Here is a 12,730-nt window from a genome sequence, read left to right as displayed (position 1 = left end):
GAGACGACCTGAGATCAGGCGGGGACGCGCTGCATCTCGCGGAGGGCCGTGCGGTACGCGGCGATGTCCCGCGCCTCGCCAGGGGCCGTGATGAAGCTCGCCCGGATGATCCCCTCCACGTCGATGAGGAACGTCGCCCGGTTGGCCTGGCCCCGCTCGGGGAGGAAGACCCCGTACTCCTTCGCGACCTGGCCGTGCGGCCAGAAGTCGGCGAGCAGCCGGAAGGGGAACTTCTCCCGTTCGGCCCAGGCGCGCAGAGAGAAGGTCGAGTCGACGGAGATGGCAAGGAGTTCGACCCCGGCGTCGGCGAACATCTCGAGGTTCTCGCTCAGGGCGCACATCTCGTTCGTGCAGATGCCCGAGAACGCCAACGGCACGAAGACGACCGCGACGGTCCGCTTCCCACGGAACGAGGAGAGGCGGACCGACTCCCCGTACTGGTCGAGGAGTTCGAAGTCGGGAGCCCTCGTGTCGTTCTCGAGTGCCATTGTCCTCGTCTTTCAGAAGCGGCGCGTTCCCGTCGCGGACGCTGGCGGGCTCGGTCAGCCATCCTAACCCCGCAGGACGCGGATGGTGCGTGACGCGCAGCCGCGCACGACTGGGTAGGCTGGAAGCGAAGGGCGCGCCCCCATGATGCGGGCGGCGCCGTACGGCGGGTCAGCCCGCTCAACCCGGCACGATCTGCCCCACACAGAAAGGTCGACGGTGACTGTTCACGATCAGGACCCGTACTCGGTAGGCCACAGCGATTCCGATCCGGAAGAGACGGCCGAATGGCAGGAGTCGCTTTCAGCACTCGTCGAAGCACGCGGCAGCGGCCGCGCTCGCGAGATCATGCTGAGCCTCCTGAAGCAGTCGAAGGAACTCCACCTCGGCGTGCCGATGGTTCCCACCACCGACTACATCAACACGATCGCCCCGGAGAACGAGGCGGCCTTCCCCGGTGACGAGGAGCTCGAGCGCAAGTATCGCGCCTGGATCCGGTGGAACGCCGCGATGACGGTGCACCGCGCTCAGCGGCCCGGGATCGGTGTCGGCGGTCACATCTCGACCTACGCGTCCTCCGCCGCGCTCTACGAGGTGGGCTTCAACCACTTCTTCCGCGGTCAGGACCACCCGGGCGGCGGCGACCAGATCTTCATCCAGGGCCACGCCTCCCCCGGAACCTATGCGCGCGCCTACCTCGAAGGTCGCCTCTCGACGGAGCAGCTCGACGGCTTCCGCCAGGAGAAGTCGCACCAGGCCGGCGGGCTCTCCTCGTACCCGCACCCGCGCCTCATGCCGTCCTTCTGGCAGTTCCCGACCGTGTCGATGGGTCTCGGGCCGATCAACGCGATCTACCAGGCGCACGCCAACAAGTACCTCACCAACCGCGGAATCAAGGACGCATCGGACCAGCAGGTCTGGGCTTTCCTCGGCGACGGCGAAATGGACGAGGTCGAGAGCCGCGGTCAACTCCAGGTGGCGGCGAACGAGGGGCTCGACAACCTCAACTTCGTCATCAACTGCAACCTTCAGCGCCTCGACGGCCCCGTCCGCGGTAACGGCAAGATCATCCAGGAGCTCGAGAGCTTCTTCCGGGGCGCCGGCTGGAACGTCATCAAGGTCGTCTGGGGCCGCGAGTGGGACGACCTTCTCGCCCGTGACACCGAGGGCGCCCTCCTCAACATCATGAACCAGACGCCCGACGGCGACTACCAGACGTACAAGGCGGAGAGCGGCGCGTTCATCCGCGAGCACTTCTTCGGCAAGGACGAGCGGGCACTCAAGCTCGTCGAGGACTACTCCGACGACCAAATCTGGAACCTCAAGCGCGGCGGACACGACTACCGCAAGGTGTACGCGGCCTTCAAGGCGGCGGCCGAGCACACGGGCCAGCCGACGGTCATCTTGGCGAAGACGGTCAAGGGCTACGGCCTCGGCCCGAGCTTCGAGGGTCGCAACGCGACCCACCAGATGAAGAAGATGACGCTCGACAACCTCAAGACCTTCCGCGACGCGATGCACATCCCGATCACGGACGAGAAGCTCGAGGAGAACCCGTACCTCCCGCCGTACTTCCACCCGGGAGAGGACGACGAGGCGATCCAGTACCTGCACGAGCGTCGCCGCGCGCTCGGCGGGTACCTACCCGAGCGTCGCAGCAAGTACACGCAGCTGAACCTGCCGGACGACTCCGCCTACGCGATCAGCAAGAAGGGCTCCGGAACGCAGGAGATCGCCACGACCATGGCGTTCGTCCGACTGCTGAAGGACCTGCTGCGATCGAAGGACTTCGGCCACCGCATCGTCCCGATCATCCCGGACGAGGCGCGCACCTTCGGTATGGACGCGTTCTTCCCGTCGGCGAAGATCTACAACCCGAACGGCCAGCACTACACCTCGGTCGACCGGGAGCTGCTGCTCGCCTACAAGGAGAGCCCGCAGGGCCAGATCGTGCACGTCGGCATCAACGAGGCCGGCGCCCTCGCCGCCTTCACGAACCTCGGTACGACGTACTCCACGCAAGGCGAAGCACTCATCCCCGTGTACGTCTTCTACTCGATGTTCGGATTCCAGCGAACGGGCGACGCCCTCTGGGCCGCCGGCGACCAGATGGCGCGCGGTTTCGTCATCGGTGCGACCGCCGGTCGCACGACGCTCACCGGCGAGGGACTCCAGCACGCCGACGGGCACTCGCCGCTCCTCGCGTCGACGAACCCCGCGGTCGTGACCTACGACCCGGCGTACGGCTACGAGATCGGTCACATCGTGCGTGCGGGCCTCGAGCGCATGTACGGCGGAGAGCACTCCGACCCGAACGTCATGTACTACCTCACGGTGTACAACGAGCCGATCGTCCACCCTGCCGAGCCGGAGAACGTGGACGTTGACGGCATCGTCAAGGGCATCCACCGCATCAAGACCTCGGAGCACGACGGACCGAAGGCGCAGATCTTCGCCTCCGGCGTCTCGGTGCCGTGGGCGATCGAGGCGCAGCACCTGCTCGAGCAGGACTGGGGCGTGTCGGCCGACGTCTGGTCCGTCACCTCCTGGTCCGAGTTGCGTCGCGACGGTCTCGCCGCCGACGAGCACAACTTCCTCTACCCGGAGTCGGAGAAGCGGGTCCCGTACCTGCAGACGAAGCTCGAAGGCGCCGAAGGTCCCGTCGTCGCGGTCACGGACTACATGCACGCGGTTCCCGACCAGATCCGTCAGTTCGTGCCGAACGACTTCGCGACGCTCGGCGCCGACGGCTTCGGCTTCTCGGACACGCGTGCGGCGGCCCGTCGCTACTTCAAGATCGACGGTCCGTCCGTCGTCGTGAAGGTGCTCGAGCGACTCGCGGCGCAAGGCGCGGTCGACGCGTCGCTCGCCTCGCAGGCGATCGACAAGTACAACCTGCACGACGTCACGGCGGGAACCACCGGCAACGCCGGCGGCGAGTCCTGACGCTCCCGTCCTCCGTGCCCAGGACCAAGGTCGAGACCCTCGCGTGGTTGCGCAGGATCTCCGGTGAGCTCGCGACGGTGACCCTCGGTCGCCTCGAGGACACACTGCCGTGGTACGCGGACATGCCTCCTGGGCGACGATCGGCCGTCGGCCTCGTCGCCCAGGCGGGAATCAGCTCGTTCATCGCGTGGTACGACGACCCGCGCGCGACGCCGTGGATCGCAGCGGACGTCTTCGGCGCGGCTCCTCGCGAACTCCTCCGATCGGTGAGCCTCACGCAGACGCTGCAGCTCATCCGCGTGACCGTGGAGGTCGTCGAGGAACGCGTTGCCGGCCGTGGCGAGGACCTTCGCGAAGCGATCCTGCTCTACTCGCGCGAGATCGCCTTCGCGGCCGCCGACGTGTACGCGCGAGCAGCCGAGGCCCGGGGCCTGTGGGACGCGCGCCTGGAGGCCCTCGTCGTCGACTCGATCCTCACCGGTGAGACCGACGACGAGCTCCCCAGTCGGATCGCAGCGCTCGGGTGGCACGGTCACGGCGAGGTCGCCGTGCTCGTCGGCACGACGCCTCCCCTGCTCGACGTCGACCAGCTCCGCCGCACGGCTCGCCACATGGCCGCGGATGTGCTCATCGGCGTGCAGGGCAAACGGCTCGTGCTCGTGATCGGACGGGCCGAACCGCGAGTGGAGGACCCGGAGGACGGCTCGGCGGTTCCACCGGTCCTGTCCTTCCTGGAGATCGCGGCGGGACTCGAGCCCGGGTTCGGCCCGGGTCACCTCGTGCTCGGTCATGAGGTGCAGAGTCTCGTCGACGCTTCCCGCAGCGCCCGTGCTGCTCTCGCCGGGTTCGCCGTCGCGCGCTCGTGGCGGCATGCGCCCCGACCCGTCGCGGCAGACGATCTGCTCCCCGAACGGGCTCTCGCGGGCGATCCTCTCGCGCGAGCGACGCTCGTCGAACGCATCTACCGTCCTCTCATGGCCCACTCCGCGGAGCTCGCGACGACGTTGTGGAGCTACCTCGACAGCGGGCGGTCCCTCGAAGCCACCGCTCGCGAGCTGTTCGTGCACCCCAACACCGTGCGGTACCGCCTGAAGCGCATCTCCGAGGTCATCGGCTGGGACGCGACGGGGGCCCGGGAGTCGCTCATCCTGCAGTCGGCCCTCATTCTCGGGTCGATCGCCGATCAGGACGGCCGGTCCTCGCGCCGGGGCGGATGACGTCCAGCTTGTGCGACACCACCAACGCTCAAGGTGAATGTTCGTGGCATGTCGACAGCACGATGCCCCCGTGTGTTGGCAGACTGTTCAGGTGATCATCCTCGCGTGCCCTGGACAGGGTTCACAGACCCCCGGTTTCCTCGGTCCCTGGCTCGACCTCGACGGGATCCCCGAGCTCCTCGGCGAGTACTCGGAAGCGGCCGGCATCGACATCGTTCGACACGGCACCGAGTCCGACGCCGACACCATCCGTGACACCGCGATAGCCCAGCCGCTCATCGTCGCCGCCGGTCTCGTCACGGCTCACGCACTGTCGGCGCGAGGTGCTCTCGCGGGAGTGGGCGGTGTCGCCGGTCATTCCGTCGGGGAATTCACTGCCGCGGCGATCTCTGGCGTCCTCGACGACGCCTCGGCGCTCCGGCTCGTCCGTGCACGTGCTCTCGCCATGGCCAGGGCTGCGGGCGAGGAGGCGACGGGCATGAGCGCCGTCCTCGGTGGCGAGTCCTCCGACGTCGAGGCGGCGGCAGAGGCCGCGGGCCTCTTCCCCGCGAACTACAACGGCGGCGGCCAGATCGTCCTCGCCGGTCGGCTCGACGATCTCGCGACCTTCGCCGCGGAGCCGCCTCGCGGAACGCGCGTCATCCCGCTCCAGGTGGCCGGCGCCTTCCACACGCGTTTCATGGAGAGCGCTCGCACCGATCTGGCCGGCGTCGTCGCCGACGTGACGGCGTCCGACCCGACGATGCCTCTCTGGACCAACAACGACGGGTCCCGCGTCGAGAGCGGCGCCCGCTTCCTCGACCTCCTCGTCACCCAGGTCGCCTCCCCCGTGCGGTGGGACGCGTGCATGGCGGCGTTCACAGACGCCGACGTCACGGGGCTCATCGAGGTCGCACCGGCCGGTGCCCTCACGGGCCTCGCACGACGCGGGCTCAAAGGAGTCCCGACCGTCGCCGTCAAGACACCCGACGACCTGCAGGCCGCCGTGGACCTCATCGCAGCCTGAGACACCGAAGGACACCATGACACGCCCAGTTCTCCGTCAGTCGACGGGCGCCCAGTTCACCCGGATCCTCGCCATGGGCGCGGCTCGTGGTGACCGGGTCGTCCCGAACGACGACCTCGTCGGCCCCATCAACTCGTCGGACGAGTGGATTCGTCAGCGCACCGGCATCATCACCCGTACGCGCGCGTCGGCCGACATCAGCGCCGTCGATCTCGCGACCGAGGCGTCCCGCGAGGCGATCGAACGCTCCGGAGTCGACCCCGCCGACATCGACCTCGTGCTCGTCGCGACCATCAGCAACATCATCCAGTCGCCGTCGATCTCGGCCGTCGTCGCCGACCGCGTCGGCGCAAACCCCGCCGCGGCCTACGACCTCAACGCCGCGTGCGCGGGGTACGCCTACGCGGTCGCACAGGCCGACGCGCTCATCCGGGCCGGCAGCGCTCATTACGCGCTCGTGATCGGCGCGGAGAAGCTCTCCGACATCGTCGACCCGACCGATCGCAGCATCTCGTTCCTCCTCGGCGACGGCGCGGGCGCCGCGGTCATCGGCCCGAGCGACTTCCCCGGCATCTCGGGCACCGTATGGGGTTCGGACGGCTCGAAGGCCGATGCGGTCAGCATGAGCGGGACGCTCGTCGACTATCGCGACGGCAAGGCCGTCTGGCCGACGCTTCGTCAAGAGGGCCCGACGGTGTTCCGCTGGGCCGTCTGGGAGATGGCGAAGGTCGCACAGCAGGCCATCGACGCCGCCGGCATCACGGCGGACGACCTCGCGGCCTTCATCCCGCACCAGGCCAACATGCGGATCATCGACGAGTTCGCCAAGCAGCTGAAGCTGCCTGAGCACGTCGAGATCGCCCGCGACATCGCGACCACCGGAAACACGTCGGCCGCGTCCATCCCTCTCGCGACGCACCGGTTGCTCGAGGAGCACCCCGAGTTGAGCGGCGGTCTCGCGCTGCAGATCGGCTTCGGTGCCGGGCTCGTCTTCGGCGCACAGGTCGTCGTCCTCCCCTGATCCCCCGCGCCGCCGCGCGACGGCGGCGCACCCACCCCCATAGACTGTTTCGCGGTCATACGACACTCAAGGAGAAACCCACCATGGCACTGTCCACCGAAGAAGTCCTCGCCGGCCTCGCCGAGCTCGTCAACGACGAAACCGGGATCGCCGCCGACACCGTCGAGCTGGACAAGTCGTTCACGGACGACCTGGACATCGACTCCATCTCGATGATGACGATCGTCGTCAACGCCGAGGAGAAGTTCGACGTGAAGATCCCCGACGAAGAGGTCAAGAACCTCAAGACGGTCGGCGACGCCGTCGACTTCATCGTCAAGGCGCAGGGCTGAGCGGGACGATCGTCCCTCCTCCCGGTAGTACCCGGAGCACCGCGAGAGTGCGCCGACAGGGTGATCCTGTCGGCGCACCGGCGGTCTGACGGTCGCCCCGGGCACCACCGTCGCGGAACCGCGAACGGACCGTGACCGAAGAAGGAGTTGTCGTCATGACCACGAAGAGAATCGTCATCACCGGGATCGGCGCGACGTCGCCGATCGGAGGCACCGCCACGGAGTCGTGGGAGAACCTCCTCTCGGGTGCTTCCGGCGCCCGGCCGCTCGAGCAGCCTTGGGTCGAGGAACTGTCGCTTCCCATCACGTTCGCGGCGCAAGCGACCGTCCCCGCCGTCGACGTCCTCGCGCGGCAGGAGACCAAGAGACTCGACCCCTCGAGCCAATTCGCGCTCATCGCGGCGCGTGAAGCCTGGGCCGACGCCGGAACGCCGGAGGTCGACCCCGAGCGGCTCCTCGTCGACTGGGCCACCGGCATCGGCGGCGTCTGGACCCTGCTCGACGCGTGGGACACGCTGCGCGAGCGCGGCCCCCGCCGCGTCCTGCCCATGACCGTCCCTATGCTCATGCCGAACGGACCGGCCGCGGCGATCGGCATGGATCTCGGCGCCCGTGGCGGCGAGCGGACCGTCGTGTCCGCGTGCGCCTCGAGCACCGAGTCGATCGCCAACGCGTACGACCACCTGCAGGCAGGTCTCGCCGACATCGTCGTCGCCGGTGGCTCGGAGGCGGCGATCCACCCGCTGCCCCTCGCGTCCTTCGCCGCCATGCAGGCGCTCTCGAAGCGCAACGACGACCCCGCGACCGCCTCACGTCCCTACGACGTCGACCGCGACGGTTTCGTCCTCGGCGAGGGCGCGGCGGCGCTCGTCGTGGAGACGCTCGAACACGCCGAGGCGCGCGGCGCCCGCATCTACGCCGAGCTCCTCGGCGGCGCCGTGACGAGCGACGCGTACCACATCACTGCTCCGGATCCGGAAGGGTCCGCGGCGGCCCGCGCCATGCGAGCCGCCGTCGAGAACAGCGGCTACGGCCTCGACGAGGTCGCGCACATCAACGCCCACGCGACGTCGACCCCCGTCGGCGACATCGCCGAGTACAACGCCCTCAAGAGGGTTTTCGGCGACCGCCTCGAGGGGATCCCCGTCACCGCCACGAAGGCGTCGACGGGCCACCTCCTCGGCGGGGCCGGCGCGATCGAGGCGCTCTTCGTCGTGAAGACGCTGCACGAGAACACGATCCCGCCGACGATCAACCTCGAGAACCCGGACCCGGAGATCCCCCTCGACGTCGTCACGTCGCCGCGTGATCTCGGTACCGGCGAGCACATCGCGATCAGCAACTCGTTCGGCTTCGGCGGGCACAATGCCGTCGCGGCGTTCCGCACCTTCGCCGGCTGACGCAGGACGCGGAGAACCCCCGGCGGGAAGCCTTCCGCCGGGGGTTCTCTCGTTTCTCGATCGTCGTCGTTTCGCCACTCGTGCCGCCGGGAAGCCGTCCGACGGTCACGGTCCACGCCAGGGCGACGACCGGGTCTGTGGGGCGGTCAGCCGACCTTATGCAGCCAGATGACCGACGAGTCGTCGCTCGCGTGCCGGAACGCCTCGAGCTCGTCGTCCCAGGCCTGGCCCAGGGCGACGCGCAGTTCGCGCTGGAGTTCGACGGGGTCGGACCCCGCGACGTCCATCGCGTAGCGGATCCGGTCCTCTGGCACGACGACGTTGCCGGCGCTGTCCGTCTGCGCGTAGAAGATGCCGAGGTCGGGAGTGTGCAGCCATCGGCCGCCGTCCGACCCGGGACTCGGATCCTCGGTCACCTCGAAGCGGAGGTGCTCCCACCCGCGAAGCGATGACGCGATCGCCGCGCCCATCCCCTGCTGCCCGTCCCAGTAGAACTCCGCGCGCTGCGAGCCCGCGAGGACCGGCTGCTCGGTCCACGAGAAGTTCACGGCGCGACCGAGGGCGCGCCCGGCCGCCCACTCGACGTGCGGGCAGAGCGCGCGTGGTGACGAGTGGATGAAGATCATCCCTCGTGCAGCAGATGCCACCATTTCATCCTCCATCATCCTGATACGTCTTCCCCTACGACCAGGTGTGGATGAGCGGTGCTATTCGGTTGGCGGCGGTGGTATACACGACACCACCGACACCGTTGATTATGCCGCACGATCCTGAGGAACACCACCCGTGTCGTTCGTCACGTCCCCGCGTGCGACCCTCGACCATGACGTCGGCGCCGTCGGCGTCACGATCGGTCACACGATGTCGGACCGAAGCGCTTCCTGGCCTAGCATTCATCAGTCGTGGTCACCCCCGATCCGCTCGTCCGAGAGCGCCGCGAACCCGCGTCCTCCCGGCCCCGTCACACCGAAGGAACGTCATGTCCAGCACCTCGCGAACCCCTCTCCGTCGCTCCGTCGTCGCGTCGGCCGTCCTCATCACAGCGGCAGCGCTCTCCGCGTGCTCGTCCGGCGGCTCGGGTGCCGGCTCATCCGCATCGCCGGAGGTGGGCGGGCTGACCCTCGCGGAGGTCCAGGACGCGGGGGTCCTCATCGTCGGAACCGAAGGGACCTACCGACCGTTCTCCTTCCACGAGGGCGGTTCCGGCGATCTCACGGGCTACGACATCGAGGTCATCACGGCCGTTGCCGACGAACTCGGCGTCGACGTCGAGTTCGAGGAGACCCAGTGGGACGGCATCTTCGGCGGTCTCGACGCCGGGCGCTTCGACGTCATCGCCAATCAGGTCTCGATCAATGAGGAACGCCTCGAGGACTACGACTTCAGCACGCCGTACACGGTCTCCCCCGGCGTGCTCGTCGTAGCGGAGGACACGACGGACATCACGTCCCTCGAGGACCTCGAGGGACGGACGTCGGCGCAATCGCTCACGAGCAACTGGTTCGAGGTCGCGGAGAGCTACGGCGCCTCCGTCGAGGCCGTCGAAGGGTGGGCGCAAGCGGCGGAACTGCTCCGTCAGGGCCGCGTGGACGCGACCGTCAACGACGAGCTCACGTTCCTCGACTACGAGCAGACGAGGGGCGGCGAGACGGGCCTCAAGATCGTCGACGAGACCGACGACGCCTCGAAGAACGCCTTCGCGTTCCGTAAGGGCAGCGACGACCTCGTCGAGGCCGTCGACGAGGCCCTCGCCGATCTTCGGGCTGAGGGTACGCTGGCGGAGATCTCGGAGAAGTACTTCGGGGAGGACGTGAGCGAGTAGGGCAAATCGCGATCGGAGGGAGGCTCTCGATGGACGTGGAACTCATCCTCTCGTCGCTCTGGCCTCTCATCCAGGGTGCGGTCACCGGCACGATCCCCCTCGCGCTCGTATCGTTCGTGCTGGGGCTGGCCGTCGCGCTGCTCGCCGCCCTCGCACGGCTGTCACCCCGGTGGTGGCTGTCGGGGATCGCCCGGTTCTACATCTCCGTCATCCGGGGTACACCGCTCATCGTGCAGCTCTACGTCGTGTTCTTCGGGCTGCCGTCCGTCGGCGTCACGATCCCCTCCTGGCCGAGCGCGATCATCGTCCTCTCGCTCAACGTGGGCGGCTACGCTGCGGAGATCATCCGCGCCGCGATCCTGTCGATCCCGCGCGGCCAGTGGGAGGCCGCCTACACGATCGGCATGCCTCGCTGGCTCGCGCTCCGACGGATCATCCTGCCGCAGGCGGCACGCGTGTCCGTCCCCCCGCTGTCGAACACGTTCATCAGTCTCGTCAAGGACACGGCGCTCACCTCTCTCATCCTCGTCACCGAGATGTTCCGGAAGGCGCAGCAGATCGCCGCGTTCTCCAACGAGTTCCTGCTCCTCTACATCGAGGCCGCGGTCCTGTACTGGGTGATCTGCCTCGTGCTGTCCGCGGGGCAGGGCACCCTCGAACGGAGGCTCGAACGCCATGTCGCCTGATCCGATCACTCCCCCGCCGTCCGAGGCCGAGACGGTCCTCGACGTCACGGGGCTCGCGAAGTCCTTCGGGTCGACGGCGGTCCTCACGTCGGTGGACCTCACACTGCGGGCGGGCCGGGTCGTGTGTCTGATCGGCCCGTCGGGTTCCGGCAAGACGACCGTGCTGCGCTCCCTCAACGGGCTCGAGCGGCCGGACGGCGGCGTCGTGCGCGCACCGGGAGCCGGCCTCGACATCGACTTCTCGGGACCGGTGGATGACGCGACGCGGAACCGGCTCCGCGACCTCTCGGCGATGGTCTTCCAGCAGCACAACCTGTTCCCGCACCTCACGGTCATGCAGAACGTCATCGAGGGGCCCATGCGCGTGCAGCGGCGTCCGCGCGAAGAGGTGATCGCCGAGGCCCGCTCGCTGCTCGAGCGCGTCGGACTCGATGCCCGACGCGACGCTTACCCCTCGGAGCTCTCTGGCGGCCAGCAGCAGCGCGTCGGTATCGTGAGAGCGCTCGCGCTCCGCCCCCGCCTCCTGCTGTTCGACGAGCCGACGTCGGCACTCGACCCCGAGTTGGTCGGGGACGTCCTGTCCGTCATGAAGGACCTCGCGGACGAGGGCTGGACGATGGCCGTCGTGACACACGAGCTGGCCTTCGCGCGCGACGTCGCGGACGAGGTGCTCTTCCTCGACGACGGCGTCGTCCTCGAGCGCGGAGCACCCGAGCGGATCTTCACGGCCCCCCGCGAGGAGCGCACCCGGCGTTTCCTCGAGCGCCTCATGCGGCCCTTCTAGCACGGCCACAACCCGTCGCCATCCCCGAATATCACGCGGGCGCACGAATATAGCCCCAAACGGGTCACTTTGCGAGTGCTTGTCGCAGGTCGTCGAGAGAGCGAAAACTCGACAGAGGTCGCTCGCTGCGTCGAGCGAACCTACTCATCGGAATATCGAGAGGGATTCGCCATGACTGACAACTATCCGTCCGAGCCGTACCCCGTGGGCGGCTCGGGGTCGACGGGCATTCCGTCCACCCCGGTTCCGCCCGTCGTCGGTGCGCCGCCTGTCACCGGAACGAGCCATGACACGGGCTCGGACTCCTCGTCCTCCACGGGGGGCAGCATGACCGACACCGCGAAGGAGCAGGCCAAGAACGTCGGCGGCTCCGCAGCCGACGCGGCGAAGAACGTCGGGGGCACGGCAGCCGACTCCGCGAAGGGAGTCGCCTCGACGGCGAAGGAGGAGGCCGGCCACGTCGCCTCGACCGCGAAGCGCCAGGCCAAGGACCTCGTCCACGAGACGCGCGCGCAGCTCACGGAGCAGGCGGGCGCCCAGCAGGAGAAGGTCGCAAGCGGCCTTCACGCCCTGAGCGACGAGCTGCGCGGCATGGCCGATTCGTCGACCGAGCCCGGCATCGCCGCCGACCTCGTCTCGCAGGCCGCCTCGCGAGCGAGCGGCGTCGCCACGTGGCTCGAGGACCGCGACCCGGGGTCGCTCCTCGAGGAGGTCAAGAACTACGCGCGCCGGAAGCCCGGCACGTTCATCGCCGTCGCCGCCGTGGCCGGAGTCCTCGCGGGTCGCTTGACGCGCAGCCTCGTGAGCGAGGCGAAGGATTCGGCCGCCGATGGGGCCACGTCGAGCTCGTCGACACCGGACGCCTCGACCGCCACGCCGGGCTACGACGCGACGGCGACGACGGCCCACGCGACGCCGACGTCCTACACTCCCCCCACCTCGACCGACTCGGTCGGCGGCGTCGCGGGTGCGCCCGTCTACGGGACTCCGGGCACCGGCGCGGGCAACCCGGCCGGCGGAGCGTACTGAT

The 12,730-nt window shown here is 68.7% G+C and carries 12 protein-coding genes; 10 read left to right on the top strand and 2 right to left on the bottom strand.

Going from position 1 to position 12,730, the window contains the following annotated elements:
• Positions 1 to 14: 14 nt before the first annotated feature.
• A complete protein-coding gene (locus ELQ90_RS05890) occupies positions 15 to 488 on the bottom strand; it encodes a peroxiredoxin (RefSeq protein WP_128494349.1) in 474 nt (157 codons plus the stop codon).
• Between the two features lie 217 nt (positions 489 to 705).
• Between ELQ90_RS05890 and aceE the strand changes: the two genes are divergently transcribed.
• The 6 genes from aceE (at position 706) to ELQ90_RS05860 (ending at position 8,408) form a co-directional block, all read left to right on the top strand.
• Positions 706 to 3,432, top strand: a complete 2,727-nt coding sequence (gene aceE / locus ELQ90_RS05885) for a pyruvate dehydrogenase (acetyl-transferring), homodimeric type (protein WP_128494348.1) — start codon at positions 706 to 708, stop codon at positions 3,430 to 3,432.
• Between the two features lie 14 nt (positions 3,433 to 3,446).
• Positions 3,447 to 4,649 carry a PucR family transcriptional regulator gene (locus ELQ90_RS05880; protein WP_128494347.1) on the top strand — a complete coding sequence of 401 codons (1,203 nt, stop codon included), beginning with the start codon at positions 3,447 to 3,449 and terminating at the stop codon, positions 4,647 to 4,649.
• 91 nt (positions 4,650 to 4,740) lie between these two features.
• Positions 4,741 to 5,655, top strand: coding sequence for an ACP S-malonyltransferase (locus tag ELQ90_RS05875; protein WP_128494346.1), 915 nt, complete (start codon positions 4,741 to 4,743; stop codon positions 5,653 to 5,655).
• Positions 5,656 to 5,671: 16 nt separating this feature from the next.
• The gene (locus ELQ90_RS05870) at positions 5,672 to 6,676 is read left to right on the top strand and encodes a beta-ketoacyl-ACP synthase III (RefSeq protein ID WP_128494345.1); all 1,005 of its coding nucleotides are present in this window, start codon (positions 5,672 to 5,674) and stop codon (positions 6,674 to 6,676) included.
• An 83-nt stretch (positions 6,677 to 6,759) separates the two neighbouring features.
• Positions 6,760 to 7,008, top strand: a complete 249-nt coding sequence (locus ELQ90_RS05865; RefSeq protein WP_108391126.1) for an acyl carrier protein — start codon at positions 6,760 to 6,762, stop codon at positions 7,006 to 7,008.
• A 155-nt stretch (positions 7,009 to 7,163) separates the two neighbouring features.
• Entirely contained in the window at positions 7,164 to 8,408 is a 1,245-nt protein-coding gene (locus ELQ90_RS05860) for a beta-ketoacyl-[acyl-carrier-protein] synthase family protein (protein WP_128494344.1), read from the top strand.
• A 146-nt stretch (positions 8,409 to 8,554) separates the two neighbouring features.
• Here the strand turns inward: ELQ90_RS05860 and ELQ90_RS05855 are convergent, their stop codons facing one another.
• Positions 8,555 to 9,058, bottom strand: a complete 504-nt coding sequence (locus tag ELQ90_RS05855) for a DUF3145 domain-containing protein (protein WP_128494343.1) — start codon at positions 9,056 to 9,058, stop codon at positions 8,555 to 8,557.
• A 329-nt stretch (positions 9,059 to 9,387) separates the two neighbouring features.
• Between ELQ90_RS05855 and ELQ90_RS05850 the strand changes: the two genes are divergently transcribed.
• The 4 genes from ELQ90_RS05850 to ELQ90_RS05835 all read left to right on the top strand — a co-directional run bounded on the left by ELQ90_RS05850 (position 9,388) and on the right by ELQ90_RS05835 (position 12,729).
• A complete protein-coding gene (locus tag ELQ90_RS05850; protein ID WP_128494342.1) occupies positions 9,388 to 10,230 on the top strand; it encodes an amino acid ABC transporter substrate-binding protein in 843 nt (280 codons plus the stop codon).
• A 29-nt stretch (positions 10,231 to 10,259) separates the two neighbouring features.
• Positions 10,260 to 10,916 (top strand): amino acid ABC transporter permease, encoded by a 657-nt coding sequence (locus tag ELQ90_RS05845; RefSeq protein WP_128494341.1) that lies wholly within the window; start codon positions 10,260 to 10,262, stop codon positions 10,914 to 10,916.
• Positions 10,906 to 11,700, top strand: a complete 795-nt coding sequence (locus ELQ90_RS05840) for an amino acid ABC transporter ATP-binding protein (protein ID WP_128494340.1) — start codon at positions 10,906 to 10,908, stop codon at positions 11,698 to 11,700. Before ELQ90_RS05845 ends, ELQ90_RS05840 begins: the two co-directional genes overlap by 11 nt.
• A 171-nt stretch (positions 11,701 to 11,871) precedes the next feature.
• Positions 11,872 to 12,729, top strand: a complete 858-nt coding sequence (locus tag ELQ90_RS05835) for a hypothetical protein (RefSeq protein WP_128494339.1) — start codon at positions 11,872 to 11,874, stop codon at positions 12,727 to 12,729.
• Position 12,730 lies beyond the last annotated feature (1 nt).

It is taken from the genome of Labedella phragmitis (assembly GCF_004078635.1).
GTDB lineage: Bacteria > Actinomycetota > Actinomycetes > Actinomycetales > Microbacteriaceae > Labedella > Labedella phragmitis.
This window is presented reverse-complemented; position numbering and strand designations above follow the sequence as displayed.

What these genes read in the sequence shown, in the direction of transcription:
- ELQ90_RS05890 (WP_128494349.1), bottom strand. Translation starts at nt 488, where the DNA reads ATGGCACTCGAGAACGACACGAGGGCTCCCGACTTCGAACTCCTCGAC.
- ELQ90_RS05870 (WP_128494345.1), top strand. Translation starts at nt 5,672, where the DNA reads ATGACACGCCCAGTTCTCCGTCAGTCGACGGGCGCCCAGTTCACCCGG.
- ELQ90_RS05865 (WP_108391126.1), top strand. Translation starts at nt 6,760, where the DNA reads ATGGCACTGTCCACCGAAGAAGTCCTCGCCGGCCTCGCCGAGCTCGTC.
- ELQ90_RS05860 (WP_128494344.1), top strand. Translation starts at nt 7,164, where the DNA reads ATGACCACGAAGAGAATCGTCATCACCGGGATCGGCGCGACGTCGCCG.
- ELQ90_RS05855 (WP_128494343.1), bottom strand. Translation starts at nt 9,058, where the DNA reads ATGGTGGCATCTGCTGCACGAGGGATGATCTTCATCCACTCGTCACCA.
- ELQ90_RS05850 (WP_128494342.1), top strand. Translation starts at nt 9,388, where the DNA reads ATGTCCAGCACCTCGCGAACCCCTCTCCGTCGCTCCGTCGTCGCGTCG.
- ELQ90_RS05845 (WP_128494341.1), top strand. Translation starts at nt 10,260, where the DNA reads ATGGACGTGGAACTCATCCTCTCGTCGCTCTGGCCTCTCATCCAGGGT.
- ELQ90_RS05840 (WP_128494340.1), top strand. Translation starts at nt 10,906, where the DNA reads ATGTCGCCTGATCCGATCACTCCCCCGCCGTCCGAGGCCGAGACGGTC.
- ELQ90_RS05835 (WP_128494339.1), top strand. Translation starts at nt 11,872, where the DNA reads ATGACTGACAACTATCCGTCCGAGCCGTACCCCGTGGGCGGCTCGGGG.